General features: G+C 66.3%; 23 protein-coding genes. 6 read left to right on the plus strand and 17 right to left on the minus strand.

Annotation, left to right across the window (positions count from 1 at the left end; genetic code table 11):
* Positions 1 to 177: 177 nt before the first annotated feature.
* The 3 genes from D6T64_RS08320 to D6T64_RS22575 are packed head-to-tail and all read right to left on the minus strand — an operon-like array spanning position 178 to position 4,387.
* Positions 178 to 1,209 (minus strand): NADPH:quinone reductase, encoded by a 1,032-nt coding sequence (locus D6T64_RS08320; protein ID WP_119974128.1) that lies wholly within the window; start codon positions 1,207 to 1,209, stop codon positions 178 to 180.
* A 47-nt stretch (positions 1,210 to 1,256) separates the two neighbouring features.
* On the minus strand, positions 1,257 to 4,040 hold the full coding sequence (locus D6T64_RS08325) for a UvrD-helicase domain-containing protein (protein ID WP_158594846.1): 2,784 nt from the start codon (positions 4,038 to 4,040) through the stop codon (positions 1,257 to 1,259).
* The gene (locus tag D6T64_RS22575; protein WP_158594847.1) at positions 4,037 to 4,387 is read right to left on the minus strand and encodes a hypothetical protein; all 351 of its coding nucleotides are present in this window, start codon (positions 4,385 to 4,387) and stop codon (positions 4,037 to 4,039) included. Before D6T64_RS22575 ends, D6T64_RS08325 begins: the two co-directional genes overlap by 4 nt.
* 167 nt (positions 4,388 to 4,554) lie before the next feature.
* Here D6T64_RS22575 and D6T64_RS08330 point away from each other — a divergent pair, with 167 nt between their 5' ends.
* Both D6T64_RS08330 and D6T64_RS08335 read left to right on the plus strand, forming a co-directional pair.
* Positions 4,555 to 5,466 carry a YDG/SRA domain-containing protein gene (locus tag D6T64_RS08330; RefSeq protein ID WP_119974132.1) on the plus strand — a complete coding sequence of 304 codons (912 nt, stop codon included), beginning with the start codon at positions 4,555 to 4,557 and terminating at the stop codon, positions 5,464 to 5,466.
* 144 nt (positions 5,467 to 5,610) lie between these two features.
* The gene (locus D6T64_RS08335; RefSeq protein ID WP_119974135.1) at positions 5,611 to 7,218 is read left to right on the plus strand and encodes an SIR2 family NAD-dependent protein deacylase; all 1,608 of its coding nucleotides are present in this window, start codon (positions 5,611 to 5,613) and stop codon (positions 7,216 to 7,218) included.
* 109 nt (positions 7,219 to 7,327) lie between these two features.
* On the opposite strand, the gene D6T64_RS08340 is transcribed toward D6T64_RS08335, so the two are convergent.
* The 6 genes from D6T64_RS08340 to D6T64_RS08365 all read right to left on the minus strand — a co-directional run bounded on the left by D6T64_RS08340 (position 7,328) and on the right by D6T64_RS08365 (position 12,347).
* On the minus strand, positions 7,328 to 7,723 hold the full coding sequence (locus D6T64_RS08340) for a PIN domain-containing protein (RefSeq protein WP_158594848.1): 396 nt from the start codon (positions 7,721 to 7,723) through the stop codon (positions 7,328 to 7,330).
* Positions 7,720 to 7,974, minus strand: coding sequence for an AbrB/MazE/SpoVT family DNA-binding domain-containing protein (locus D6T64_RS08345; protein WP_119974140.1), 255 nt, complete (start codon positions 7,972 to 7,974; stop codon positions 7,720 to 7,722). The genes D6T64_RS08340 and D6T64_RS08345 overlap by 4 nt, the downstream gene beginning before the upstream one ends.
* Positions 7,975 to 8,639: 665 nt before the next feature.
* A complete protein-coding gene (locus D6T64_RS08350; protein WP_119974142.1) occupies positions 8,640 to 9,476 on the minus strand; it encodes a hypothetical protein in 837 nt (278 codons plus the stop codon).
* 2 nt (positions 9,477 to 9,478) lie between these two features.
* Positions 9,479 to 10,072, minus strand: a complete 594-nt coding sequence (locus tag D6T64_RS08355) for a phosphohydrolase (RefSeq protein WP_199719114.1) — start codon at positions 10,070 to 10,072, stop codon at positions 9,479 to 9,481.
* A 23-nt stretch (positions 10,073 to 10,095) separates the two neighbouring features.
* Positions 10,096 to 10,872: a TY-Chap2 family putative peptide chaperone gene (locus tag D6T64_RS08360; protein ID WP_119974144.1), complete on the minus strand. Its 777-nt coding sequence runs from the start codon at positions 10,870 to 10,872 to the stop codon at positions 10,096 to 10,098.
* Positions 10,869 to 12,347: an ADP-ribosylglycohydrolase family protein gene (locus D6T64_RS08365; RefSeq protein ID WP_119974146.1), complete on the minus strand. Its 1,479-nt coding sequence runs from the start codon at positions 12,345 to 12,347 to the stop codon at positions 10,869 to 10,871. Before D6T64_RS08365 ends, D6T64_RS08360 begins: the two co-directional genes overlap by 4 nt.
* A gap of 96 nt (positions 12,348 to 12,443) precedes the next feature.
* On the opposite strand from D6T64_RS08365, the gene D6T64_RS08370 reads away from it, so the two are divergent.
* Positions 12,444 to 13,058 carry an NUDIX hydrolase gene (locus D6T64_RS08370; protein WP_119974148.1) on the plus strand — a complete coding sequence of 205 codons (615 nt, stop codon included), beginning with the start codon at positions 12,444 to 12,446 and terminating at the stop codon, positions 13,056 to 13,058.
* A 160-nt stretch (positions 13,059 to 13,218) separates the two neighbouring features.
* Here D6T64_RS08370 and D6T64_RS08375 read toward each other — a convergent pair whose 3' ends face one another.
* The 5 genes from D6T64_RS08375 to D6T64_RS08395 form a co-directional block, all read right to left on the minus strand.
* Positions 13,219 to 14,910, minus strand: a complete 1,692-nt coding sequence (locus D6T64_RS08375; RefSeq protein WP_119974150.1) for a dipeptide ABC transporter ATP-binding protein — start codon at positions 14,908 to 14,910, stop codon at positions 13,219 to 13,221.
* Positions 14,907 to 15,797 (minus strand): ABC transporter permease, encoded by an 891-nt coding sequence (locus D6T64_RS08380; RefSeq protein ID WP_199719115.1) that lies wholly within the window; start codon positions 15,795 to 15,797, stop codon positions 14,907 to 14,909. The genes D6T64_RS08375 and D6T64_RS08380 overlap by 4 nt, the downstream gene beginning before the upstream one ends.
* Positions 15,794 to 16,759: an ABC transporter permease gene (locus tag D6T64_RS08385; RefSeq protein WP_119974152.1), complete on the minus strand. Its 966-nt coding sequence runs from the start codon at positions 16,757 to 16,759 to the stop codon at positions 15,794 to 15,796. The genes D6T64_RS08380 and D6T64_RS08385 overlap by 4 nt, the downstream gene beginning before the upstream one ends.
* Positions 16,760 to 16,820: 61 nt before the next feature.
* Positions 16,821 to 18,449, minus strand: a complete 1,629-nt coding sequence (locus D6T64_RS08390; RefSeq protein ID WP_119974154.1) for an ABC transporter substrate-binding protein — start codon at positions 18,447 to 18,449, stop codon at positions 16,821 to 16,823.
* Complete coding sequence (locus tag D6T64_RS08395) at positions 18,446 to 19,720, minus strand: metal-dependent hydrolase family protein (RefSeq protein ID WP_199719116.1); 1,275 nt, start codon at positions 19,718 to 19,720, stop codon at positions 18,446 to 18,448. Before D6T64_RS08395 ends, D6T64_RS08390 begins: the two co-directional genes overlap by 4 nt.
* A 169-nt stretch (positions 19,721 to 19,889) precedes the next feature.
* Here D6T64_RS08395 and D6T64_RS08400 point away from each other — a divergent pair, with 169 nt between their 5' ends.
* The 3 genes from D6T64_RS08400 (at position 19,890) to D6T64_RS08410 (ending at position 23,414) form a co-directional block, all read left to right on the plus strand.
* Entirely contained in the window at positions 19,890 to 20,888 is a 999-nt protein-coding gene (locus D6T64_RS08400) for an Lrp/AsnC family transcriptional regulator (RefSeq protein ID WP_119974158.1), read from the plus strand.
* A 379-nt stretch (positions 20,889 to 21,267) separates the two neighbouring features.
* Complete coding sequence (locus D6T64_RS08405; protein WP_119974161.1) at positions 21,268 to 22,236, plus strand: NAD(P)H-quinone oxidoreductase; 969 nt, start codon at positions 21,268 to 21,270, stop codon at positions 22,234 to 22,236.
* A 293-nt stretch (positions 22,237 to 22,529) separates the two neighbouring features.
* Positions 22,530 to 23,414, plus strand: coding sequence for a TolB family protein (locus tag D6T64_RS08410; protein ID WP_119974163.1), 885 nt, complete (start codon positions 22,530 to 22,532; stop codon positions 23,412 to 23,414).
* On the opposite strand, the gene D6T64_RS08415 is transcribed toward D6T64_RS08410, so the two are convergent.
* The 3 genes from D6T64_RS08415 to D6T64_RS08425 are packed head-to-tail and all read right to left on the minus strand — an operon-like array spanning position 23,411 to position 26,105.
* Positions 23,411 to 24,232, minus strand: coding sequence for an ABC transporter ATP-binding protein (locus D6T64_RS08415; RefSeq protein ID WP_119974165.1), 822 nt, complete (start codon positions 24,230 to 24,232; stop codon positions 23,411 to 23,413). The genes D6T64_RS08410 and D6T64_RS08415 overlap by 4 nt on opposite strands.
* Positions 24,229 to 25,095 carry an ABC transporter ATP-binding protein gene (locus D6T64_RS08420; RefSeq protein ID WP_119974167.1) on the minus strand — a complete coding sequence of 289 codons (867 nt, stop codon included), beginning with the start codon at positions 25,093 to 25,095 and terminating at the stop codon, positions 24,229 to 24,231. The genes D6T64_RS08415 and D6T64_RS08420 overlap by 4 nt, the downstream gene beginning before the upstream one ends.
* Positions 25,092 to 26,105, minus strand: a complete 1,014-nt coding sequence (locus D6T64_RS08425; RefSeq protein ID WP_233550954.1) for an ABC transporter permease — start codon at positions 26,103 to 26,105, stop codon at positions 25,092 to 25,094. The genes D6T64_RS08420 and D6T64_RS08425 overlap by 4 nt, the downstream gene beginning before the upstream one ends.
* Position 26,106 lies beyond the last annotated feature (1 nt).

The raw sequence follows: 26,106 nt of genomic DNA on the forward strand, positions 1-26,106 counted from the left end.
CTCGAGTCGAGCCCACTCGCTGTCAGATAAAACGGCAGTTCGCGACATGCGTCAACTGTGCCACACGACCCCACGGATCATTAGGAGACACGCCCTAGGCGGCCGCGTCGGGCATGGCGTGTTCGCCACGCCCGACGCTGCGTTTGCAGCAGGTTCACGCACTCCGGCGGATGGGGATCACCCCGCCGAGACGTCGATCAGCACCTTACCGACGACCGCGCTCTCGACCAGGGCATGGGCATCCGCCGTGTGCGCCAGGTCGGCGCGGTGCAGCGGCAGCCCCGCCTCTTCACCCACAGCCAGGGCGCCATCGACAAGGGCTGCGTTAATGTCTACGGCCGCCGCCCGGATCACGTCGGCCCCCACCGTGTAGAGCAGCACAAACTGATAGCGCACGTTGAGGATGAAGTGCTGCACGATGTCGAGCGTCACCTCGTCACCGCCGTTGTTGGCGTAGACCGCGATCGATCCGCGGTTGCGGATGACGGCCAGGTTGAGCCGCGCATTCTGGGCCGGAGAGACCTCCACGATCAGGTCCACCCCATCCGGGGCGATGGCGCGAATCTGGGCGACGACATCCGAGTCGGTGTAGGTGAGCACGTGCTGCGCGCCGGCCGCCGCGGCGAGCGCCGCTTTCGCCGGTCCACTCACGGTCGTGACAACGGATGCCCCCGCCCACCGCGCCAGCTGGATCGCCGCGTGCCCGACCGCGCCGGCCCCGCCGGCGACAAGCACGGTCTTGCCGGTCAGGGCACCCGGGTGCAGCCGGTTGGGGCCGTCTTCGGCTACCGTCAGCGCGCGGTACGCCGTGATCGCCGGCACCCCGAGGCTCGCGCCCTGGTCGAAGCTCGCGTTTGCCGGCAGCGCGAAGACGCGCTCCGCGGGAAGCACGGCGTATTCCTGGGATGAGCCGCTATTCGAGCGCTGGTAGGCGGCGAGCGCCAGCCACACCCGGTCACCCACGGTGACGTGCTGCACGCCTTCGCCGACCGCGTCGACGATGCCGGCGCCGTCTTGCCCGGGCACGACGTCGTCGAACGCGAGCGCCTCGCCCGGTGCCGAGCCGCGGCGGGACTTCCAGTCGGTGGGGTTCACGCCGCTGACCACGATGCGCACCCGCACCTCGTCGGCTCCGGGTTCGGTCACCGGCCGCTCGACGAGGCGGAGCACGGACGGGTCACCGGTCTGGCTGTACACAATGGACTTCATGTCAGGGGTAACGCAGGCGGGAGCAGAATGGTTCCCGGCACCGAGGGTCAGCGGTGGCGGCGGTACGGAGTGAAGGCCTTGCGCGGTTCTCCGACCGGCTTCACGGCCGGCATCGACGGGCTGCCATCGATCGACAGGGTTCCCTTGCAGTGCGGAAACCGCCCACACCCGAAAAACGGCCCGCGCTTCGACACCCGCTCTACCATGAACGCGCGCCCACACTTCGGGCAGACCACCGACTTCAGCACCTCGCCGATCGCGTTGGTGCGCACGATCCGCTGGTCACGAATCAGCTCCATCACAAACCGCGACTCGTGCCTGTCGACCGTCACCAGCAGCACCCCGCGCCGTGCCCGCGTGAGCGCCACATAGAACAGCCGCCGCTCCTCCGCCTTCGGAAACTCCTCCGCAGCCGGCATCGCCAGGCGCAGCACCGGATCGGTCGGGATCGTGCTCGGAAACCCGTACTTTCCGTTCACCATGCCGACGATCACGACGTAGTCGGCTTCGGCCCCCTTCGAGGCGTGGATTGTGGAGAAGGTGACCGAGAGCAGGTCGGCGAGGTCGGCGCATCCGCTGAGATATTTGCTCTGATGCTTATAGCGGCCGAGCACAAGCACCGAGAGCTTGCCGTTCGCGGTCCCGGGCAGTTTGCCGCTGGCCACATCGTCGTGCAGCAGTTTCAAGCGGTGACGGATGCCCGCGGCCACCGCGGTCTCCGAATCCACCGTCACGATGCCAATCGTCGGGGCATACTCCCGCGTCGACGAGACCACCGTTTTGGTGAGCTGGGCCGGGTTCTGCAGCACGAAGGCGCTAGAGGCATCCGCGATCGACTGCGGAAACCGAAACGTGCGCTCGAGGCGCAGCACCTCGCTCGGGCCGAACCAGGCCTCGAATCCGGTCATGACCGAGAGATCGGCGCCGGCGAAACGGTTGATGCTCTGCCAGTCGTCGCCGACCGCGAACAGGTAGCGGCCGGGCTGCGCCACGAGCGCGCGGGCGAGGCGGGCGCGGGCGTAGCTGGCGTCCTGAAACTCGTCGACCATCACGAGCTCGTACGGACTCTGCCAGTCGCCGGCCTCGAGATGTTCGGCGGCGAGGGTGAGCATGTCTTCGAAGTCGATGCAGTCGTCCGCGGCCAGCTGCGCGTTCCATTCACGGCGCATAATCGTGAACAGACGCAGGAACGACGCGTCGCGGTACCGGATCGGGCCCTGGGCCTGCTCGGCGAGGCGCACGGCCAGCTGGTCGTCGGTGAGGCAGTTGCTCTTGGCGTGGATCAGAAAGCTCCGAAACGTCTGCAACAGCAGCGCGTTCTCGACCGGTTTCTGCCCGGCAGCGAGGCGGTCGGCATCGGGCCGCAAGCGGATGCCTCGCGCGGTCAGCTGGGCACCGAGCGCGGTGAGGGCGCCACCGCCCCAGAGGTCAGACATGGTGGTTTCGAGCAGGGTCGTGCCGTTCGCGGCGTGAACCCCGCGCTTCCACTTCATGCCGTCGAGGTAGCCGTCAAACGGTGACTCACCCTGCGCGTCGATGGCCCAGTGCTCGTGGTAGACGTTGATGCTCGGGTAGTAGAAGTCCGGGTGGTACTGGCCGTGCTCAGCGTCGGCGGTGTCGACTTCATAGCGCTTCTCGTAGATGTAGTCGACGCCGTTGAAGAAGAGCCAGTCTGCGATCATCCGCTCGCCGGGGCTCTTGACGGTCTCGCCCTGCGAGGTTCGGTCTCCCTCGCTCGCGTCTGCGGTGGTGCCGTCGTCGTCTGGGTATTCGCGGGCGAGCACCGCACGAAAGAAGTCCCACTCGCTGCGGAACAGAACGTCGGTGGCCCGCAGCCGGTCAACAATGCGGCCGAGCTGAGCGATGTCGCCGCCGCCTTCGAGCCAGGGCGCCAGCGACGGCTTCTTTCCGGTTGCCTGGCCGATGACGTCCAGCCCGAAGCCGTGAAAGGTGCGGGCGACCACCTGGTCGGCGTCGAGCCCGAGCGGCTCGAGGCGGTTCCGTGTGCGCTTCTGCAGTTCTTTCGCGGCCGCGGCGTTGAAGGCGAGCAGGAGGATCTTGTCGGCGGCGATCAGGTTTCGGTGCAGCGCGTACCCGGCCTTGGCGACCATGGTCGAGGTCTTGCCGGATCCGGCGGAGGCGACCACGAGCATCCGGTTGTCGAAGCAGACCACCGCGCGGATCTGTTCCGGGGTCAGCGGCGAGCGTTCGACGCTGTCGAAGAAGTCGCGGCATTCCTCGGTCTCGGAGTCGAGGTGGCGCTGGTTTTCGCGGGCGATGATCACGGGCAGGTCTTCGGTCCAGAGAGCGATGGTGCCGGCGACATCGAGCGGTTGCGCGGCGATGTGAGCCTGCAGAGCGGGGTGGTCGAGCAGGTGGCTGAAGCCGACGGCGGCCTTCCGGGCGCTCCACTCGACGCTGAATTCGGTGGTCAGCCAGCCCTTCGTGCGCAGGTGGCGTGCGAGATCCGCCGTGAAGCTTGTCACCCAGAACGTGGCCTGTCGGGCCGCCGCGTCGAACTCGGCGATGAGCTGGCGCAGCTGAAGCGACTGCTGTGCGTCGGCGAACGCGGCTTCGAAGGCCGCGGCGTCAGCCCGGCGGATGCCCCGGAGCCGTATCTCCCGCTCCCCCACCTGCAGCGTGAACTGGTTCCAGAACAGGCCGCGGGCCACGTCGAGAATCGCGCACGCCTCGAGGCCTGCATCGGTCGCGACGCCGTCGACCGTCACAGTGACGACGTCGTCGTGAAGGGCAAGCCGCCAGTCGCCGGAATTGGTGAGCGCCTTGCTCCAGGCGGACGGCTGCCAGGTCGCCAGCGTGTGCCGCGTCATCGTGATTTGGCGAGCAGCTTGACTGTACGGATGACGAAGGCAATCAGCGCCAGCGGAATCGTAAACATCAGGATCGTTTGGGCCAAAGTCGTCATGGCGGACGTGGAATCCACGGGTACGCCATGGACACCGAGCCCGTATTGCAGGGCGAAATAGCCGGCCCCGCCGGCGAGAACCGTGAAGCCAAGGCCCATTAAAAAAAGCTTGGGACCATTGCGTCGGAGAACTTGTACGATTCCGTCGAGCATCCATGACGCGACGAATGGCAGGATGCCTGCCAGCAGCATGACGCCTCCGATCGCGGCGAACTGCGACGTGAGCGTATCGGTCACAACGTTCAAGCTCATAGTGGCGTCCTTTTGTCCAACGAATGGCTCTGCGCACTGTAGCGACACAGTGCAGCTTAGCGCGACCTGGACGTCCATTTCCAAGGTCACTTGACCCCTAGAAATGGTCACAGTCAGGCTTTTCTTTCTTCCCCATCGATCGTTATCCTGGCACTGGGGGATCACTTATGAGCAAGTTCTTTGGCACGCCCGACGGGGTTACAGTCGGCCAACTATTCGAGAATCGGCGCGAGCTCCACGACGCTAACGTTCACCGGCCCACCCAACCCGGCATCAGCGGCACCAAAGCTGAAGGCGCGGACTCGATCGTCTTGTCGGGCGGATACGCTGACGACAAAGACCGCGGTGACTACATCATCTACACCGGACACGGTGGGCGCGCACCTAATGGCACTCGCCTAGTACGGGACCAGTCGCCAGATGCCCCAGGTAATGCGGGGCTCGCCACCAGCATGGCTCTGGGCCTGCCCGTGCGTGTTGTACGAAAACACACGAAGAGTTCCCCATTCGCACCACCGTCTGGATATCGGTATTCAGGCTTGTACCTGGTCACACAGACCTGGATGGACAAGGGCCGCGACGGCTTTCAGATCGTTCGGTTTCGGCTCGAAAGAATTGATGAGCAACCGCCCCTGGAGCCGCAGAGTGCGAACATTCCAGACCCAGAGTATTCGTCGACGATTGTCTCAAGGCGGATTCGTGACTCGCAGCTTTCCCGACAGATTAAACAGCTTTATGACTTCCAGTGCCAGGTCTGCGAGACTCAAATACCCACGGTCAATGGGCACTCCTACGCTGAGGGTGCACACGTCCGCCCACTCGGTCGCCCGCACGTCGGCCGAGACAATTGGTCGAATATCCTCTGCATGTGTCCGAACCACCACACTCAATTTGACCTCGGTGGTATGGTCCTCACCGATCAAATGGAAGTCGTCGAAACGCGAAAAATGACAGCGATCGCTGAACTGACTTTTCGCAAGAGTCATTTTCTCGACATCACGAATGTGCAATATCACCGGCACCTCTGGATATCGGAAGAGCAGGGTGATAGCTCGGCTCAGAAGCTCTATCGTGCATGACCAAGATCGCGGGCTGAGCGCCTTCGTTAACGAGCGACTACATGGCCTGTAACGCACTTGAGGGTGACCGGGTTCCGTGCCGGGCGGAGCGGCGGCAGCCGCTTCACCGCACGGCCGCGCTACCCCACATGCTAAGAATCAACCATGACGCAATCACACGTGTACGTGATCATGGGCGATATCACCCACCTGAAGTGTGACGCGTGGATGCTGCCGAGCGACTCCCGCTACCACATGACCGGATTCTGGACCTCCGCCGTTGAAGGGCTGGCAGACGCGGTGGTGAAGTCCCGTAACTTCAAATATTCGCGCGGGAGGCTGTTCAGCATTCCCGTCAAGGGGTGGGCTGACACCGAGCCGCTCCCTATTCTGACGGCGGTGCCGCTACGGGGATTCACCGACGCCGCGGCCCTGCGCCCGCGCATCGCGAAGTTTGTTGAGGTCGCGGCGGAGGCAGCCCGCGCGCGCATCAAGGCTTCCGCGAAAGGGGATGACGGGCGACGCAATCCCCTGCTTGCGATGCCGTCGTTTGGCACCGACGGCGGGGGCGGGGCGCTACTCAAAGGCGACGTGTTGCAGGCGATCCTCGAGCAGGCGCGCACCTCGGGCGCCAAGCACGGCGTCGACATCGTGCTGGTGCTACGCGACGAGCGCACGTTCGCGCTCGCCCAGGTCTTGCGCCAGAAGGATCCGCGCTACTGGACCGAACTGGCCGTCGGCGGGCGTCTTGACCAGGCGAAGGCTCTCGCCGAGCGCGCGAAGGCCGGCCGTCTCGTGCCGTTCATGGGAGCCGGAACGAGCGTGAGCGCCGGCGCGCCCACGTGGAAGGGGCTGATCGCCGCCCTCGCCCGCGACGCGAAGCTCACCAGCGAAGAGACGGCGCGCCTGCTGGAACCGGGCATGTCGGCCCTCGACCAGGCGGGGTACCTGCGGGCGCGCTATGAGGCATCCGCTCTCGAAGGCACCGGAAAAGCGGATGCCGCCGGCCCTCGCCCCAGCTTCAACGCGCGGATCGCAGAGCACGTAGCTCTCACGCGCTACGGCCTGGCACCGGCCCTGCTCGCGGGGCTGCGCACCGAGCAGGCGATCACGCTCAACTACGACGCGCTGTTCGAGCTCGCATCCGCTGATATCGGGGATGTGCGAACGGTGATTCCCGACAGCAAGGTCAACGGCAAGAAGTGGCTGCTGAAGCTGCACGGATCGGTCACGCGGCCCGAGACGATCGTGCTGACCCGCGACGACTACCTGGGGTTCAACACGTCCCGGGACGCCCTGTCGGCCGTCGTCAAGGCGACCCTGATCACCCACCACCTGCTGTTCGTCGGGTTCGGACTGAAGGACGACCACTTTCACGAGATCATCCACGACGTGCGGCGCGCGCTTCCGCAGGATGCCGACGGCACCGGCGCGATCGCGACAGCCTTGACCCTGCAGGCCAATCCGCTCAACGACATGCTCTGGAAGAGCCAGCTCGACCTCATCAGCATGGGCGAGCGGATGCCCGACGACAGCCTCGCCGACGCCGCCCGCACCCTCGAGATCTTTCTCGACGCCCTGTTGGCGTTCTCAACTGACAGCCACTCGTACCTGCTCTCGGCGGAGTACGAGCACTCGCTCGGGGAGGAAGACGCCGCGCTGCGGGAAAGCCTGCTGAAGTTCTACAAGGAGGCCCGGCCGAATGGCGAGCCGACGCCGGCCTGGGCGGTCGTCGAGAAGGCGTTCCGCGACCTGGGGCACGACAAGCGCTGACCGCCCAGTAGACCGCCGACATCCGCTGCCAGACGTGAACCCTGAGGGTAACAGCCGTGCTCAACGAGTATGACGCCAGCATCGTCTTCAGTTGCGACACCGACTCGACCTACGCTGTCTCGAGCAGTTGAGCATCTGTCTGGCTGGCCAATTTACGGTCGAAGGTCCAGAGCGGCTGATGAGAGGTCAAATCGGCCGCGGTTACCAAGCAGCAGTCTTCGAAGGACAGTTTGGGGTGAGCGACGTATAGAGAAAGAGCGCGATCGTGCAGCAGAACGTTGGCTACGATCTGCGGCAAAATCATGAGGCTGTGAATTGAATCTCGCTGCTGATCGCGTGTCAGACCGTAGGCACGCCCGAGCACGAAGACTGTCTCGATCACGGCGATGTCTGAAACGAAGAACGGGCCACCCGTGAGCAGTAAGGAAACAGCCGCCGCGTGTTGATCGGGCACATCGTTGAGCAGGAGTCGGAGCACGACATTTGCGTCCAACGATCCGGTCACGAGTCCTCGCCGTCGTTCCGATGCGCTTGGAAGTACGCATCGACGTCGGTAACGGGCTCGATGATTGCCGCATAGCCCGAGACCCGGAGGCTCAGGGCCTCGATGTCCTCGACCGGCGAGACGGTGATGGTGCCGTTGGATTCATCTATCCAGACTTCAAGCCGATCACCGCGCTCAAGACCCAGTGCCTTGCGAATGGCCGTGGGAAGCGTCAGCTGTCCCTTGCTGCTCAACGTCACGACGGACTTCATGTCTTACATAGTAGGTCGCGTAAGACGGAGCGTCCAATGGTAAGTGTGAGGTGACAGTCCTTAGGAATAGGCGTCTGAAGAGAACCGATGGCGCCGAAGATGCACTAGTTGTCGAGGGGTAGCCCAACGACGACACCGAAGCCCGCCGCCGCGAGGCCGAGCAGCGCCCAGAGCGCGCGCCGGCCGCATGCGGCTCTCACGGCCGCGTCGAGCAGGGCCTACGGCGCGGACAGGTCGGGGGCCGGTGCCGGTGCCGGTGGTGGTGGTGGTGGTGGTGGTGGTGAAGTGAAGCATCCGCTTCGGAAGATCTATGGTGACGCGGAGCTGAGGGCTCTACTGGTCGCTTGAATATCTCACCCTGGCCGTCTGGGCGAAGCCGGAGGACGTACCCCTGCGGCAGCTGGAGATCGGTGTGCTCTCGGGCTTGCGGCCACCGCTCAACCTGACGGATGTCCCGCAGCCGTGGCCACACCTCAGGGCAGCACGTAAGGCCTTGGCCGATGAGGCGCGAAGGTGGCAGCGCAGCGGTTGACAGCTGCTTTGTGAACCGCACGCCCGACGAGCGAGAGTTCGCTCGCCATCACGCCCGGCCCCGTTCTTCTGGGGCCAGTCGTGGAACTTGCCACCCGGGCGCCCGCTCAGTGGGATTGCTGTGCGTCGCCGTGTCAGTTGCCCGGGGTGTGGTTTCGGTGCTTCCCGGTGAACCACAGGCCGGTCACATTCGACCTGCGATAGGTGCCCAGAAATCCGACGGGTCTGACAATGACGTCAACGCGCCACGACCACTGCCCGACGTCGGGCAATTTCTTCGCCTGAGTATCGAGGTCGATGTACCAGGCATCCATCGTGTCCGTCAGAAAGACGGCCCGGCGGTCCGCGCGCGAAACTACCGAAATGGTCGCGTTCGGGTCGGGTTTTCCGCTCTCACCGGAATGACCGGTCAAGTGCAGCGGATCTCCCCCGCCCTGGAAGTATTTCGATCCCGAACGCTCCACAACCGCTTGAGCATCGATCTTCCACCGCTCCCATGCGGGTGAAAGCGGCATACGTTGTTCCGGCCACTCCGCCCACCAGATGCATTCCGGGTTGAGGAAGGCGGGCTGACCGTGCAGGAGCCACGAGAGGTACGCGTCCAGGTTTCCATCACGGTCCCACACCTCGGAGATGAGCGAGAGCGTCGGGTCGTCGACTGGTTTTCCCGCGTCGTACCACCACCGCAGCCCTCTGTCCGGGTGCGCCCATCCCAGTCGATGCAGCAGCAGGTAATGCAGCGCCGCCCAGTAGCCGAGGGACTGCGCATGAACGTCATCTGCCTGCGGCGCGGCAGGAACAGTGTGGCCCGAGAGCGGGGCCGCCAAGGCTTGGAACACGCCGGGAACGCCCCAAAACCACTCATACTGACCCCCGAGTTGTGCTTCACGGCGGCACCCTGCGTCTTCGGCGAGACGGAGATCGGCCTCGCTGTTGAATCGCTGCCGCTCGAGGATGAAGTGATTCGTCACGCTCAGACGCCACTCAGTTGATCGACATACGCGCTGGCGCGTGGTGTTTGGTGCTCCTCAAGAATCGCCGCGAGGGTCGTGCCCAACAGCCGGGCCGAGTTCTCGTACTTCTCCGTGAGGCGCGCCCGCGCCGCGTCCGTCAGCTTGGCCTGACGCGCGGGGTCGGCGTTGTGCGAGATGTCGGCCCGCTTCACGATCAGGGCGAGCGGGTCGGCCGCCACGCGGGCCATCGACTCGGCGAGCGGCTCCCCGGCACGCTTGGTGATGGCATCCACTGCCGTGACGACGTGCTCTTCGAAGCCGAGGGTGCGCAGGTAATCGAGGGTGACGGCCGTGTCTTCGACCACGTCGTGCAGCACGGCCACGATCTTCTCGTCATCGGTGGTCACCCGACGCATCACGGCGAGCGGGTGGCAAATATACGAGACGCCGAGCTTGTCGCGCTGGCCGGCGTGCGCCGACCGGGCCAGGTTCACCGCGGCGTCCAGCATTGTCGCGTGTGGCGTTGCGAGCAGAAACTCAGCGACGGCGGCCTGCACCTCGGCCAGTGTGTGGTCGAGGAGCTTCTTCGGCGCGGGCAGGTCGGGGGTGGTCATGGTAGTGCTCCTTGTTCTTCTGATCAGGGAAGGTACGGGCCCAGAACCCGGGCCGTGGTGAGAGCGAGCTTGCGGTGGATCGAGTCGTAGCAGGGCATCAGCTCGGTGGCGCCCATCACGGTGTGGATCACACCGGCCGAATCGAAGATGGCGATCGGCTCGAGGTTGCGCAGCAGCGCCCAGAACGGCTGGAAGAAGTGCACGGGCCGCCCGGTCGAGGCGATCTGGGCATCCGCTTCGCGCGCGTACTCGTCTCGGGCCGCGATCGCCGACGGGAACCCCTGAAAATAGGGGCAGTCGGGGTCGTCATAGGGGTTCATCGGCGCCGGAACCGCGCACCACTCGTGCCGGTCGTCGACCGCGGTGGCGAGCGCACTGGCGATCACCCGGTAGCTGAGTGAGTGCGGCGTGGTGACCGGCACGGCCTTGGGGATGCCGAGGCCGGCCCCCACCTCGATGCGCTTCACGGTCTCGTGCGGGCTGACCGCCGCCATCATCTCGATCCAGCTGATGCTCGTGACCACGCCGTTGACGAGGTACTTGCAGCCGCCCACCAGGTCCCACTGGATGCTCATGCTGTCCTGCTCATCGTGCAGCAGCACCAGGCGGCCCTCGCCGGCAACCTCATGGCCCGAGATGCGCAGGTGCGGATGCCGCCGCACCAGTTCGCTCGCGATCCACCAGATCTGCGCGGTGAGAAATCGATCCGCCGGCGGGGTATATTCCTCGTAACCGTCGTCGCCGCCGTCGTGGTCAGTGACGAAGTTGTCACCGGAATCGTTCGATACCGCGCCACTCATGCTCGGGCTCCCTCGGTGTTCGGGCCCTGGTGGGGGCTATCTGTGTTCGCTTCAGCTAACCGTACGACCGCGTCGCGCAGAAAGCGCTTCGGTGCCGCGGCCGGCAGGGCCGCGATGACCTCGGCGAGCGCCCGGTCAATCGGCACTCCACGGTGCACGGCGGCATACAACGCCGCGACCGACGGCGTGCGGCTCTGCGCCTGCGCGCAGTGCAGCAGCACCGTGTGCCCCTCCGCCCGCAGCGCGGCAACGACCTGCACGGTGTCGAGCAGCACGACGTCGAGATTGGGGTTCTTCGCCGGGTCGTCGTCGTCGATCAGGCGCACCTCCACGCGGTGACGGATGCGCGTGGGCACCTGCTTCGTTCCCACCCGACAGAGCGACACCACGGCGTCGATCTCGGCCGACAGCGCATCGAGGGCTCCGGCAGCGCCGAGCCACACGCCGTCGTCGTGCGGGTGCCGCACGAGGGTGGAGACGTCACCCAGGTAGGCGTAGTCGACGCTTTCCGCCTGCGCGTGGGCGAGGTCTGGGGTGGCGCTCGAGCCGAGACGCAGAAGGTCGGCCGCGGTCAGCCCCGGCCAGCCGTGCACGATGCGGCGCCACTCCGCGGGAACAGCGGACGCACCCCAGCGCGCCCCGAGCAACCCGCCGGCAATCGCCGCCACGGTGTCGGTGTCGCGTCCGCCGCGCACGGCCGCGTCGAGGGCCAGACGCAGGTGCGTCGCATCCGTCGCGGGTGTGGTGACGATGGCCGACCAGGCGCCCTGCAGCGCTTCGACGACCCAGCCGTTACGGGCGAAGTCGGCCGGCCGGCTGGTTTCGGCGACCGCGAACCGGCCCTCCCAGAGGGCGCGCCGGTCGGCTGGCAGTGCCGGCAGGCCGATGCGCAGGTCGAGCTCACCCTCGAGCACGGCGTGCCGGATGGCCAGGCACCAGAGCACGCAGGCGTCGCCGGCATCCGCTTCATAGTGCGTGAGGCTGCTGACCAGCCGCGCCGCCTCGGCGAGCGCCGCCGGGTCGTGCAGGTAGGCCAGTGCCACCGGGGCGGTGCGCATGAGCGAGCCGTTGCCGGCGCTGCGCCCGTGGCGGTCGTGGTGCGCCTTCGCCACCTGTCGCACCGCGGATGCCGTGGGCTCGGTGCGGGAGAGCACCGCCCGCAGCTGCACCCCCACGTCGGGCGCCGTCTTCGCCCAGTCGACCCACTGGGCGACGATGCCGTCGAGCACGGTCTCGTCGCGCAGGTCGAGGCCGGCCGCCGCCGCCCGGGCCAGCGGAATGGCCATGGAGGTGTCGTCGGTCCACTCCCCCGGCGCCCAGCCGAAGCCGCCGCCACCCTGCATGCGCACCGGAGTGTGATCGGGCAGGGGCGCACCGAATTCGTAGCCGGCGCCGAGGGCGTCGCCGCAGGCCAGGCCGAGGAGCACGCCGGCGGCGCGGTCGCGCTGGGCGGTGCTGAGTGTGGTGTGGGTCATCTGATCTCCCCTGAGAGTTTGTGCGAATATGATCTATTCCCACCGTAGCGCACGTTGACAGAATAAGCGCGCTTCTGAGACAATTAGGGGGTGCCCATGTATCGAGACTCCGCCGAGAAGCTGCTGACCGACTATCCTCGCCCGTCCCTTGCGGTGGATACCGCGGTGCTCACGGTGACCGGGGGTGCGCTGTGCGTGGCACTCGTGCAGAACAGGGATGGCTGGCGCCTTCCCGGAACCTTTGTGCACGAACGCGAGACTCTGGCCGATGCCGTGCTGCGCTCGCTGCGCGACAAGGCACACATCGAGGGGCTCCGGCCGCGCCAGCTGCACGTGTTCGATGCGCCCGGCCGGGACACCCGCGGCTGGGTGATTTCGGTGGCGCACCTCGTGGTTGTGCCAGCGGCATCCGTTGCCCATGTCCAGATGCGTCCGGTTACCGAGGCGCACGGCCTGGTCTTTGACCACGACAAAATCGTCGAGTTGGCGGCCCGCACCCTGCGAGCCCAGTATCGCGTCGCGCCCGACCCGGAGAGCCTGCTCGGGCCGCAGTTCACGCTGCTCGACCTGCTGCGGCTGCACTCGGCGATCGCGGGTGAGCCGCTGGGCAAAGACACCTTTCGGCGGCACATGCGCAGCCACCTGCTCGAAACGGATGCCTACCAGCAGGGCCTCGTGGGCAAGCCCGCGAAGCTGTTTCGGCACGCGTAGTCCCAAGGCGGGCTCTGGCTCGGGGCGGGCGGCGGCATAACTCCTGCTGGTCGTCGCGGCGGCAGAAAAGTTCCGCGGAATCACGGGCCTCCGTCGCGATCGCCCCACGATCAGCAGGAGTTATGCCGCCGCAGCGGCCGCCGCGCTCTCCGCGGCCGGCCTAGCTCGCCGCGTCGAGCGCCGGGATGTGCGGGATCGAGTCCAGCAGCATCCGCGTGTACTCGTGCTGCGGCGACGTGAAGACGTCGACCACGGCGCCGCGCTCCACGATCTCCCCCGCCTTCATGACCACGATCTGGTCGGCGATCAGCCGCACCACGGCCAGGTCGTGCGAGATGAAGAGGTAGCTCAGCCCGAGCTCGGTCTGCAGTTTCATGAGCAGCTCGAGAATCTGCGCCTGCACCAGCACGTCGAGGGCCGAGACCGGCTCATCGCAGATGATCAGGTCGGGCTCGAGGGCGAGCGCGCGGGCAATGGCGATGCGCTGGCGCTGCCCGCCCGAGAGCTCGGTCGCGAACCGGTCGTAGATGCTCGCGTCGAGCGCCACCATCTCGAGCAGGTCCATGGCCCGTTCCCGCCGGGCCGCCCGGTTGCCCAGGCGGTAGATCTTCAGTGGCTCCTCGAGAATCTCGCCGACACTCGCCATCGGGTTCAGTGAGGCGTAGGGGTCCTGAAAGATGGGCTGCACCTGCTTGCGCAGGCCCTTGAGGTCCCGGCCGCGCAGGTGCGCGATATTCGTGCCGTTGAACTCCACCAGGCCGCTCGTCGGCTCCTCCAGCCGCAGCGCGATGCGTGCCGTCGTGGACTTGCCAGAGCCCGATTCGCCGACGATCGCGAGCGTCGTGCCCCGGTGCAGGTCGAAGTTGACGCCGGTGACTGCCTTGAAGGTCGTGCGCTTGCCGTCGGTGTGGCTGCGCACGGTGTACTCCTTCACCAGGTCGCGCACGTGCAGAATCACCGACGCCTCGCCGATCTGGCCGGTCACGGCGGCCGGATTGATCGGCTTCATGCGGGCGGAGGCCAGCGATGGCGCGGATTCCACCAGCCGGCGAGTGTACTCGTGCTGGGGATTGCGCAGAATCTGGGCCGACGGCCCCTGCTCCACGATGCGCCCCTTATTCATCACGATGACGGTTTCGGCGCGCTCGGCGGCAAGACCCAGGTCGTGGGTGACGAGGATCATCGCCGTACCGAGGTCGTGCGTCAGCGAACTGAGGTGGTCCAAAATGGTGCGCTGCACCGTCACGTCGAGCGCCGAGGTCGGCTCGTCGGCGATCAGCAGTTCGGGCTGGCAGGCGAGCCCGATCGCGATCAGGGCGCGCTGGCGCATCCCACCCGAGAATTCGTGCGGGTACTGCCTCGCCCGGGCCGGTGCGTCGGGCAGGCCTGCCCGCGCCAGCAGCTCGTTGACCTTGCCGCGCACGTCTTTACGGGTCGCCTTGCCGTGCGCCAGCAGCACCTCGGCGAGCTGGTCGCCGACCCGCATCACCGGGTTGAGGTTGGACATCGGATCCTGCGGCACCAGACCAATGTGCTTGCCCCGGATGCCCCGCAACGCCTTCTCGGAGTAGCCCGCGATATCGGTGCCCCGAAAGAAGATTTCGCCGCTCGTCACATCGCCGTTGCCCGGCAGCAGGCCGAGCACCGCATTGACGGTGGTGGTCTTGCCCGAACCGGACTCCCCCACGATCGCGAGGGTTTCGCCGCGGTGGAGCGTGAAGCTCACGCCCTGCACCCCGCTCACCCGGCCCATCTCGGTCGTGAAGTCCACGGCGAGATCGCGCACGTCGAGAATCACCTCACGCTCCCGGTGCGGGTCGACGGTTTCAGCAACGATCTGGGTGTCGCTCATTTCAGGGCGCCTTTCACTTTGACGGCACGGGAATCGTTGAAGCGCATGCCCACGATGGTGGCCGAGAGCACGAGCAGCAGAATCATCAGCGACGGGAACAGCGTCTGCCACCAGGCCGAGACGAGCACGCCGTCACGCTGGGCGCTCTGCAGGATGCGGCCCCACGACCAGGTGTCCGGGTCGCCGAGGCCGAGAAAGCTCAGCCCGGCTTCGGCGATGACCGCGCGCGCTCCGGTGAGCAGCGCGTTCACGATCAGCAGCGGGCTGACCATCGGCAAAATCTCCTTCAGCATGATGCGCAGCGGCGACGCCCCAATGGCGCGGGCGCCGTCGATGAACGGCATCGCGCTCACGACCAGGGCGTTGGAGCGAATCAGGCGGCAGATCTCGGGCCAGGAGAAGAACCCGATCACGAGCGTCAGGGTGACGATGCTCGGGCCGACCATCGCGGTCACCACGATCATCAGGGGCAGCAGGGGAAGGGAGAGCATGACGTCGGTGATCGTGGTGATCACGGCATCCGCTTTCTTGAAATAGGCCGCGACGATGCCGAGGAAGGCTCCGATCGCCACCGCGAGCAGCCCGGCGAAGAGGGCGACCAGCAGGCTCATGCGGGTTCCCCAGACGACCTGGGCGAGCACGTCGAGCCCGAGTCCGTCGGTTCCAAACGGATGCGCGGCCGTGGGCGGCTGCAGAATGTCCGTTCCGAGGCCCGACGGGTAGGGCACGATCATCGGACCGAAAATGCCGATCAGAGCGAAGACGGCGAGCGTGCCGAGCGAGATGTAGCCCACCGGGCTGCTGAAGAACCGCCGCCAGGTGCGCTGCCGGGGACTCATCCCCCGCGTGAAGCTGGGTGCGGGCGTGTTGATGGCTTGAGTGGTCATGCGCGATTCCCCGTTCGGAGTTTGGGGTCCAAAAGCAGGCAGACGAGGTCGGTGAGGAGGTTGGCGAGCACGACGGTGATGGCGAGCAGGATGAAGGCGCCCTGGAGAATCGGGAAGTCCTGCCGCCCGACCGCTTCGTAGATGAGCGAGCCGATGCCCGGGTAGGCGAACACCGTCTCGGTCAGCACCGCGCCGCCGACGAGGGTGCCGAGTTGCAGCCCCATCAGGGTGACCGCGGGGATCACGGCGTTGCGCAGCCCGTGGTTCCAGATCACGGCCTGCGACGACAGGCCGCGGGAGCGGGCGCTGCGAATGTAGTCGGCGCCGAGCACCTGCAGCATGTTCGTGCGCACCGTCAGCGCGTAGGGCCCGATGTTGATGAAGACGAGCGAGAGCAGGGGAAGGATCAGGTGGGAGATGACGCTGGCAAAGTACTGCGGGCCTTCGACGAAGGAGCTCACGGCGCCGCCGATCGGAAACCAGCCGAGCTTCAGGGCGAACACCGCCAGCAGCAGCACGGCCAGGCTCGGAACGAACATGGCTTGGCCGGCCATTCCGAAGAAGCGCAGGGCCTGGTCGGGAAGGCCGTCGCGCTTCACCGCGGCGGCGACGCCGAGCGGGATGCCGACGACGAGGGTGATGAGAAAGGCGGATCCGGCCAGCAGCAGCGTCCACGGCATCCGGTCGAAGAGCACCTCGGTGACCGGTGACTGCGAGTAGAACGAGGAGCCCAGGTTGCCCTGGATCAGTTGCCAGAGGAATAGGCCGTACTGGGTGATGAGCGGCTGGTCGAGGCCGTAGTCCGCCAGCAGCTTGGCTTCGAGTGCCGGGTCGTTGACCCCGTCGAGCATGAGGGTGGTCGGGCCGCCGGGAAGCAGCCGGAGCAGGAAGAAGGTGATGGTGACGGCGATCCAGACGGCCAGAACAGCACGGCCGACACGGGAAACCACGTAGCGAGTCATGAGCGAACCTTTCGGGTGACACGAAGGCGTGGGGCGGGCGCGGCCCGCCCCACGCGAACCGCTACGTGGCCGGGACTACCTGGGAGAGGGAGTACGGGTTGACCATGGAGAACGTTTCCGATCCGCTGGGCAGGTACCCCGTGAAGCGGGAGGAATTGTAGGCATTGCTCAGCGCCTCAACGTAGAGCGGCAACACGTAGGCGTTCTCGTGGATGTACGCGGCCGCCGCCTGGGTGTCGGCGATGTTGTCGGCCTCGGTGGTCGCGGCCGCAGCGGTCGCGATGAGGGAATCCATCTCGGCATCCACGACGTAGTTGTAGTAGAGCCCGGAGGTGTTGGCCGAGGAGTACTGCAGGGCGAGGCTCGTGGCCGGGCTGTTGATCTGGTTGAGCTTATGGATGTACAGATCAAAGTCGCCGGTCTTGGCCGCGGCGAGCGACGTGGCGCGCTCGGAGCAGGCCAGGGAGACGGTGATGCCCGCGGTCGCGAGGTTGTCGCGCACGATCTGCGCGGACTTCGCGTGGTTGGCATTGCCCTGGTCGCAGAGCAGCTTGAGGTCGATGCCGTCGAAGTAGTCGTCACCGTCGGCATCCGTGTACCCGGCGTCGGTCATCATGGTGCGGGCCTCGTCTGCGGTGAAGCTCCACTCCTCGATGTCGGGCTGGTAGTCGGTGTAGACCGGCAGCACCGGTCCGACCGGGTGGGTGCCGCGATCCTGCAGCACGCTGGTGAGGATGGCGTCGGTGTCGATGAGACCCGAGATGACCTGGCGCACGACCACGTCGTCGAGCGGTGCGCTCGAGGCGTTGAAGGTGAGCTTGGAGTAGTTGAGCGCCTCGGTCGTTTCGACGACCTCGATGTTCGGCTGGCTGGCGAGGCTCGTCACGGCTGACGACGGGATGGAGGGAGCAGCGAGGTCGAGGTCACCGCTCTGCAGGGCGAGCTGCATGGTGTTGAGGTCGGGGTAGATGCGAAATTCGACTCCCTCGACCGCTTCGTTTCCGTCGGCGGAGAGCGGGTAGCCCTCGTTGCGTTCGAAGGTATAGCTCTGGCCCTTGGTGATGCCGGTGAGGGTGAACGAGCCGCCGCTGACCCAGGCGTCTTCGTGGGCGTCGATGGGGTACTCGGCCAGGTTCGGCACGTCGGCGAAGACGTGCATCGGCAGCACCTTCATCGACCGGGCGAGGTCCTGGGCCCAGCCGTAGCTCGCGCTCTTCATCGTCACCGAGAGTTCGGTGGGCGAGGTCACCTCGGCGGATGCGAGGTTGCTCGCGATCGTGATCCCGTGCAGCAGCTTGTCGCTGACGAACCGGTCGAGGGTGAACTTCACGTCGTCCGCCGTGATGGGTTCGCCATCGCTCCAGGAGAACTCGTCGCTCAGCACGATGTCGATGACCATGCCGTCGTCGCTGACCGTGTAGCTTTCGGCGAGGTGGGGCGACAGCGTGCCGTCGATTTCGAGGGTGAACAGGTCGGGGTAGAGCTGGTTCATGATGTACTGATCGGAGATGCTGACGTTGTTCAGCGGCGCGAACTGCACGACGTCGGTGGTGGTGCCGATACGCAGCACGCCACCCTGGGCAGTTTCGGTGCTGGCCCCGGTGCCGCCGCAGGCCGTGAGGGCGAGCGTGGCGGTCAGGAGCACGGCGGCGGATTTGGCGAGCGCGGCGGCTCGGGTGCGGTTCTTCATGCTGTCCTTCTGTCCGTTGAGAGTGCGAGGGCGCGGATGCGGCGGTCGACGACGATGGTGCCGTTCTGGATAACCAGGGAGATGTTCTGCGGATCGCCGAGCGAGTGGATGTCGGTGAGCGGGTTGGCCGCGGTCACGACCAGATCCGCGCGCTTGCCGATTTCGATGCTCCCGGCCTCGTCGTGCAGGCCGAGGAGACGAGCCGCTTCGGTCGTGCCGGCGACAATGGCTCGCATCGGGTCCATGCCGAGATCGACCATGATGCCCAGTTCCCGCAGGTTCTGGCCGTGGGGAACCACGCCGCTGTCGGTGCCGAGGGCTACCTTGACCCCCGCGGCGAAGGCCCGTGAGATGTTCTCTTCGAGCAGGGCGCGCACCCGGTTCTTCTTCTCGACCGCATAGGCGGTGGCCTTGGTCGGGTCGGGGGGCGTGGTGCCGGTCAGCAGGGTCGGAACCAGCCAGGCATCGTTGTCGAGCAACAGCTGGATGCCCTCGTCGTCGATGAGGTAGCCGTGCTCGATGCTCTTGATGCCGGCGCGCAGGGCGTTCTTGATACCGTTCGCGCCCTGAGCGTGCGCGGCGACGTAGACGCCCTTGTTGGTGGCCTCCTCGACGACCGCGCGCATCTCCTTCTCGGTGAAGCCGTCATGTTCGGGGGCGTCCCTCGGGCTCCACACCCCGCCGGTGGCCATGACCTTGACGACGCCGGCGCCCATCCGCAAAATCTCCCGGGTGAGTTTGCGGGCCGCGTCTTCGCCGTCGGCAGTCTTGCCGAAGTGCGCGCCGGCCGGGTGGCAGTCGAAGGGCACCGTCAGGGTGCGGGAGTCGGAGTGGCCGCCGGTCGGGCCCATGGCGTGGATGGCCATGATCGCCCGAGGCCCGGCGATAATGCCGTGCTCAACGGCCATGGCGAGGGCGTAGTCGCTGCCGGAGAGGTCGCGCACGGTCGTCACGCCCGCGTCGAGGGTGCGGCGGGCGTTACGCACGCCTCGAAAGTGAAGGAGGGCATCCGGCTCGTGCAGATACCCGGCGGGGTTCAGGGAGCCGTCCATGGCGAGGTGAACGTGCACGTCCATGAAGCCGGGCAGCACGGTGGCGCCGTCGATGTCGACGAACTCGGTGTCGTCGGGCAGGTTCGGGAGTTCGGAGTGCGGCCCCATCCATTCGATGACTCCGTCGCGCACGACGAGGGATTGCCGGGGTCGTGGCGCGGCCCCCGTGCCGTCGATAATCGTGGCGTTGATCACTGCCACTGCCTGATGCGTTTTCACGAAAAATCCTCCTGGAGCTAGTCGGGTACGGGTTCCCCTCACGGGCGACTTGATTGGTGATTCAACGTCATGCACGTAACAGTCGTGTTGCGGTGCGGAATTCTGATACTTCGGCCGCGTAGATTGCAGATATGTGTCATGCCATAGCGCGAGCGTTTCGATAGATCGGATGCAGCTCGACGAACTCGACCGCCAGGTCATTCACGCCCTGCAAATCTGGCCTCGCGCGCCCTGGACCTTTATCGGCGAGGTGTTGGGCGTGGACCCGATGACGGCCTCCCGGCGCTGGCAGGTGATGGAGGACAACGGCTCCGCCTGGATCTCCGTCTCCGATGTCATCGCGGCCGAGTCCCTGCGCGCCATCATCGATATTCGGGTGAAATCCAGTCGGCTGCCCGACGCTCTTCTTGCCCTCGAGGCCGACCCGAGCGTGCGCACCCTGCGCTCGGTTCTGGGCGATTGGTCGATCAGCCTCGATTGGCAGGGTCACGACATCGTCGCCCTGGATGCGTACCTGACCGGCACCCTGACACGGCTGAAGGGCGTCATCGCCACGCGAACCCACATCGTGACCGGGGTTCTGCTGGAAGGCAGTGCCTGGCGGCTGCGCGCCCTGTCGCAGGAACAGGTTTCGACGCTGATGCACGCGGCCAGCTTTGACGATGTCGCCTCGCCCTCACACGAGGTGCACGAAATCGACGAACAGGTGCTGCGCAACGTCACCCTGGATGGCCGGGCGACGCTGACGAGCCTCGCGGAGCGGATGACGACCAGTGTGGCAACCGTGCGCCGTCATCTCAACCACATGATCAGTTCCCGGGCGCTGGTCATGCGCTGCGACGTGGCGCGGCCGCTGTCGGGCTGGCCGATCGCGGCACACTTCATGTGCACCGTCGATCCGCGGCAGATCGCCGAGGTCGGGGAGGCGCTATCGCGCATCCGGGAGATCAGGGCGGCGCAGGTTCTGGTGGGGCCGTACAATCTGTGCCTGAACTTCTGGGTGCGGTCGTTGCCCGAGATCACAGCGCTCGAGGCGCACCTGGCGCGCAACATCCCGCAGATTCGCATCGGGGAACGGTCGGTCACGTCGAACATGCTCAAGCACATGCAGGTGTCCCTGCGCGGCGACGGTCGGCGCACGGCCGTCGTGGGCGGCGCGGCGGCATAACTCCTGCAGATCGTGGCGGCGGTCGAAAAGTTCCGCGGAAAGGCGGGCCTCCGTGCGCGGGGACTCGAGACGTGCAGGAGTTATGCCGCGCGCCGGCACGAGCCGAGCCAGAGTGGGGCCGGATGCCCGCCGGCACTCGCTCCCCTTGTCGTTGACGCTGGCGCCGCGCAGCAGGTCCATCAAGGTATGGGCGTCTGGCCGCACCGGTCGGGCCGGGGCATAACTCCTGCTGAGCGGACGGACGGCACGAATGGCGTCCGAAATTCGGGCGTCCCTCGTCTGCTGGCAGGAGTTATGCCGCGGCCGCGGCCGCACGACGTGATTTCCGGTGTCGATACGGCGGGGAAAATACCGGAATGCACGCGCGTAGGCTGCGGGGATGCGCGCACTTCTTGTCACTCCTGCCGAAGCCCTCACCCTGACCACCGTGCCCGACCTCGTGCTCGGTGCCCGGGACATCCGTATCAAGGTTGCGGCCGCGGGCGTGAACCGGGCCGACGTGATGCAACGGCAGGGCCGCTACCCCTCGCCCGCCGACGCGCCGCAGTGGCCGGGGCTCGAGGTGTCGGGCCTGGTCATCGAGGTGGGCGGCGAGGTGACCCGGTTCGGGCTCGGTGACCGGGTCTGCGCGCTGCTGGCCGGCGGCGGGTACGCGACCGAGGCCGTGGTGCACGAAGACCTCGCCCTGCTGGTGCCGCTGTCGATGGACCTGATCGACGCCGCCGCGCTGCCCGAGGCCCTCGCCACGGTCTGGTCGAACGTGTTGATGAGCGGCGCACTCGTGCCCGGCGAGACCCTGCTCGTGCACGGCGGCAGCAGCGGAATCGGCACGACCGCGATCCAGCTGGCCCGGCTGGCCGGCGCCCGGGTAGCCGTGACGGCCGGTTCGGCCGAGAAACTGGCCGCCTGCGAATCGCTCGGGGCCGAGATTCTGATCAACTATCGCGAGCAGGACTTCGTCACCGAACTGAAGGCCGCGACCGACGGTCGCGGCGCCGACGTGATCCTCGACATCATGGGCGGCTCCTACGCCGCCCGCAACATCGACGCGCTCGCGGTGAACGGGCGCGTGATGGTGCTCGCCAACCAGAGCGGCGAACCGGCGACCTTCGACCCGTTCCGCCTGATGCAGAAGCGCGGCCGCTACTGGGGCACGACCCTGCGGTCGCGGCCGCTGGCCGAAAAGGTCGCCATCATGCGGGCCCTCGAGGCCGCAGCCTGGCCGTGGATCGTCTCGGGCGCGTTTCGGCCGGTGATCGACAGTCGGTTCCGGTTCACCGAGGCGGCGGATGCCCACCGTCGGCTCGAAGCGTCCACTCACGTCGGCAAGATTCTGCTGGTGCCTTGAGCCGCCCGGCTTAACTCCTGCTCCTCGCCGCGGGACCGCCGAAATCCGGGGACTCTCTGGCCGTACCGGGGCATCCAGCAGGAGTTATGCCGCAGCCGGCCGAGAGCCGCGGCCCCGGTGGCCTTGCCTCAGCAGCTGCATCCTCACCCTGTTTCCGCGTGAGCTGTAGGGTCTGAGTAGGGTAATTCCTTCGCAGGGGGCATGCGCACGCCGTCTGACGCACTCAATGACGAGGAGATGCAGTGGCTTGTTCCATCGGCACGGTTCACCAGCTCAGCGATCGGGGCTGAGAGGTGCCGCGCACCCTGCTCCCCGGCCAACGCGCCCAACTCTGGGTTCTGACCCTCGACACCGGCGCCCGCCGACTCGTTGCTGAGTCGTCAGATCTGCTCTTTGAGGCCCCCAATTGGACGCCCGACGGTGTCTCGCTATTGGTCAACGGTGACGGATGTCTGTTCCGCGTCGCCGTCGACGGCCGCACGCCCCTGACACCGGTCGACCTCGGCGCGATTCCGGCGATCAACAACGACCACGTGCTCTCGCCCGACGGTGCCACGATCTACGTCTCCTGCGGCGACGGCAGCCTGCGCGCCATCGAGCTCGTATCCGCCCGGTCGCGGATCGTCTCCAACGACCACGGGCCCGACTTTCGGCACTACCTGCACGGCGTCTCCCCCGACGGCCTGACGCTCGCCTACATCGGGATGCGCATCAGCACCGACGGCAGCGTGGTGACCAATGTGTTCACCGTGCCGAGTGCCGGCGGGCCCGACAATCAGCTGACCGATGACGCGTTCGCCGACGACGGCGCCAATTTCAGCGCCGACGGCTCCACCGTCTTCTTCAACTCCGAACGGGCCGCAACCCTGCCGGGGCACGCCCAACTCTTCGGCCTGACCCTGGCCGGGCGCGCGTTCACCCAACTGACCGACGACGAGCGGGTCAACTGGTTTCCGCAGCCCTCCCCCGACGGCCGGCACCTGGCCTACGTGAGTTTTCCCCCGGGCACACTCGGGCATCCCGCCGACGTCACCGTGCAGCTTCGACTCCTCGGCGTGGGCGGCGGCGAGCCTCGCACCCTGGCCACCGTCTTCGGCGGCCAGGGCACGATGAACGTTCCCAGCTGGTCGCCCGACGGCTCACAGCTAGCGTTCGTCGAGTACGTGCAGCCGCACTAGCGCCCGCTCGGCGCGGCCGGCCCCGAGCACGGTTCCTGCGTGAATCGCAGCTCGGGGTTCGGCGATGCCGCCAGGAGCGCTTTGGTGTAATCGTCTTGCGGGTCGAGAATGACCCGGTCGGAGGGCCCCTGTTCAACGATCCTGCCCTTGTTCAGCACAATGATTTCGTCGCTGAAATGCCGAGCCGTCGCGAGGTCGTGCGTGATGTAGAGCACACCGAGATCTTCTTCTCGCTGCAGCTTTCCGAGCAGGTTCAGCACCCCCAGGCGAATGGACACGTCAAGCATCGACACCGGTTCGTCGGCGATCAGAACGCTCGGGCGGGGGGCCAGCGCTCGCGCGATGGCAACGCGCTGGCGTTGCCCACCGGATAGCTCGTGGGGCCGACGTTCGGCGATCACCGCCGCCGGTTCCAGCTGCACCCGCTCGAGCAACCGCACGACTTCGGCGGTCACACCGTCTGGGCCGACCTGCCCGTGCAGTTGCAAGGGTCGCGCGAGGTGGTGCGAGACCGTGTGGAACGGATTCAGCGAGGCGAAAGGGTCTTGAAAGACCATCTGCACCTCTTTGCGATAGCGCCGGAGCGCGTTGCCATACCGGGGCACGGGTTTACCATCGAGCAGGATCGACCCGCTCGTAGGCCGTTCCAGCTGCAGCAGAATCTTCGCGATCGTCGACTTGCCGCTGCCGCTCTGGCCGACCAGGGCGATCGTTTTTCCGGGTTCCAGCCGAAAACTCACGTTGGCCACGGCCTTGAACTTTTTCGAGCCACGGATGCGGTATTCCTTGCTCACGCCGCGAAATTCCAGGACGGTCATCGGGTCGCCTCACTGCTGAGAGCGGATGCCGCGCCGCTGCGCACGAAGCCGCCACGCTCACCGGTCAGGCTCGGAAAGGAGTGCAGCAATTTGTCGGTGTATTCGTGGCCGGCGTTGCGATAGATCTGTTCGGGGGTGTTGTATTCCACGATCTCCCCTTTGAGCATGATCGCGATTCGGTCGCTGATCTCGAGCAACAGCGGCAGGTCGTGGGTGATGAAAATCACCGAGAAACCGAATTTGTGTCTCAGCTCGCTGATCTCCTGCAAAATGTCCCGCTGCACGAGCACGTCGAGCGCGGTCGTGGGTTCGTCCATGATCATCAGCTGGGGCTTCAACGCCAGGGCCATCGCGATCATGACCCGCTGACGCATGCCGCCGGAGAGTTCATGGCTAAACGAGCGCAGGCGGTCCCGACCGACCCCGATCAGGTCGAGCAGGTCCGCACACTCCTCGATGCGTTCCGACTTGCTCATCTCTGGCCGGTGCGTGGAGAAAATGTCGGTCATCTGCTTTTGAATGTTGATGACCGGGTTGAGGGCGTTCATCGCGCCCTGAAAGACCATCGAGACCTTGTCCCACCGGTATCGACGTAGTTCAGCCACGCTCAGCGCGTTGATGTCCACGTCGATGCCGCTCTGATCGTGAAAGATCGCCGATCCGTCGGTGATCTCGGCGGGGGGCCGCAGCAGTCGATTGATTCCGTAGGCGAGGGTCGTCTTGCCGCACCCCGATTCCCCGGCCAGACCGAGGATTTCACCTCGCCCCAACTCGAAGGACACGTCGCGCACGGCGTGCACCGGGGTCTCGACCTGATAGACGATGTTGTAGTTGTTCACGCTGAGTAAGCTGTCGGCGGTCATACAGTGACTCCTGCCTTGGTCGAGGCACGCAGCCGACGCGCGGCGCGCTTCTTGTTCTTGTCGAGGGACGCCGTGCGCAGGCGGGGATCGATGATCTCGTCAATGGCGAAGTTCACGAGCGAGAGCGCCCCGCCGAGCACGGCGATCATGAGCCCCGGCGGCACAAACCACCACCACGACCCGAGGGTGAGAGCAAAACCGTTCTGCGCCTGAAAGAGCATCGTGCCCCAGGTCAGGGCACCGGATGCGCCGAGCCCGAGATAACTCAGCCCGGCTTCACCCAGAATGGCGAAAATCACCGCGAGCACGAACTGCGAGGCCAGCACGGGAACCAGGTTGGGCAGGATTTCGACGCCGATGATGCGCCACTGCCGTTCGCCGGTGACCCGGGCCGCGGCGACATAGTCCCGACTGCGCAGGCTCAGGGTGACCGATCTCAGCACCCGGGCCGAGGCGGCCCAGCTCGTAATGGCAAGGATGACGGCGAGCATGAGGATGCTCTTGTCGGCCACATAGCTGGAGATGACGATGATCAGCGGCAGGGCGGGGATGACGAGCATCACGTTGGTGAACAGGGAGAAGCTCTCGTCGAGCCAGCCGCCGACATAACTGCCGATCACGCCGAAGATGACTGACAACAGCATGGCGAGCACCCCCACGACGACGCCGATGAAGAGCGAGCCGCGGGTCGCGTGGGCCATCTGGGCGAAGATGTCCTGGCCCGTCTGGGTTGTGCCAAGCCAGAACTCGCTGCTCGGGGGTGTGCGTCCGATGTCGCGAATGGACAGCGGGTTGCCGAGCAGCATCGGCCCGAGTACTCCGAACAGGGCGATCGCGATGATGATGCCCAAGCCGACGGCGAGTTTCGGGGAGAGGCCCGAAAGCATCCGCTGCCAGCGCGGCCGGCGGCGTTCGAAGCGTGGACGGATTGCGGCGAGGGTGCCCGTCAGCGGGCGACCCGTTTCGCGCTGGGCGGCGGGGTCGGCAGGGGAGATCATATTCTCGGTCACT

The organism is Cryobacterium melibiosiphilum (assembly GCF_003602235.1).
Taxonomy (GTDB): domain Bacteria; phylum Actinomycetota; class Actinomycetes; order Actinomycetales; family Microbacteriaceae; genus Cryobacterium; species Cryobacterium melibiosiphilum.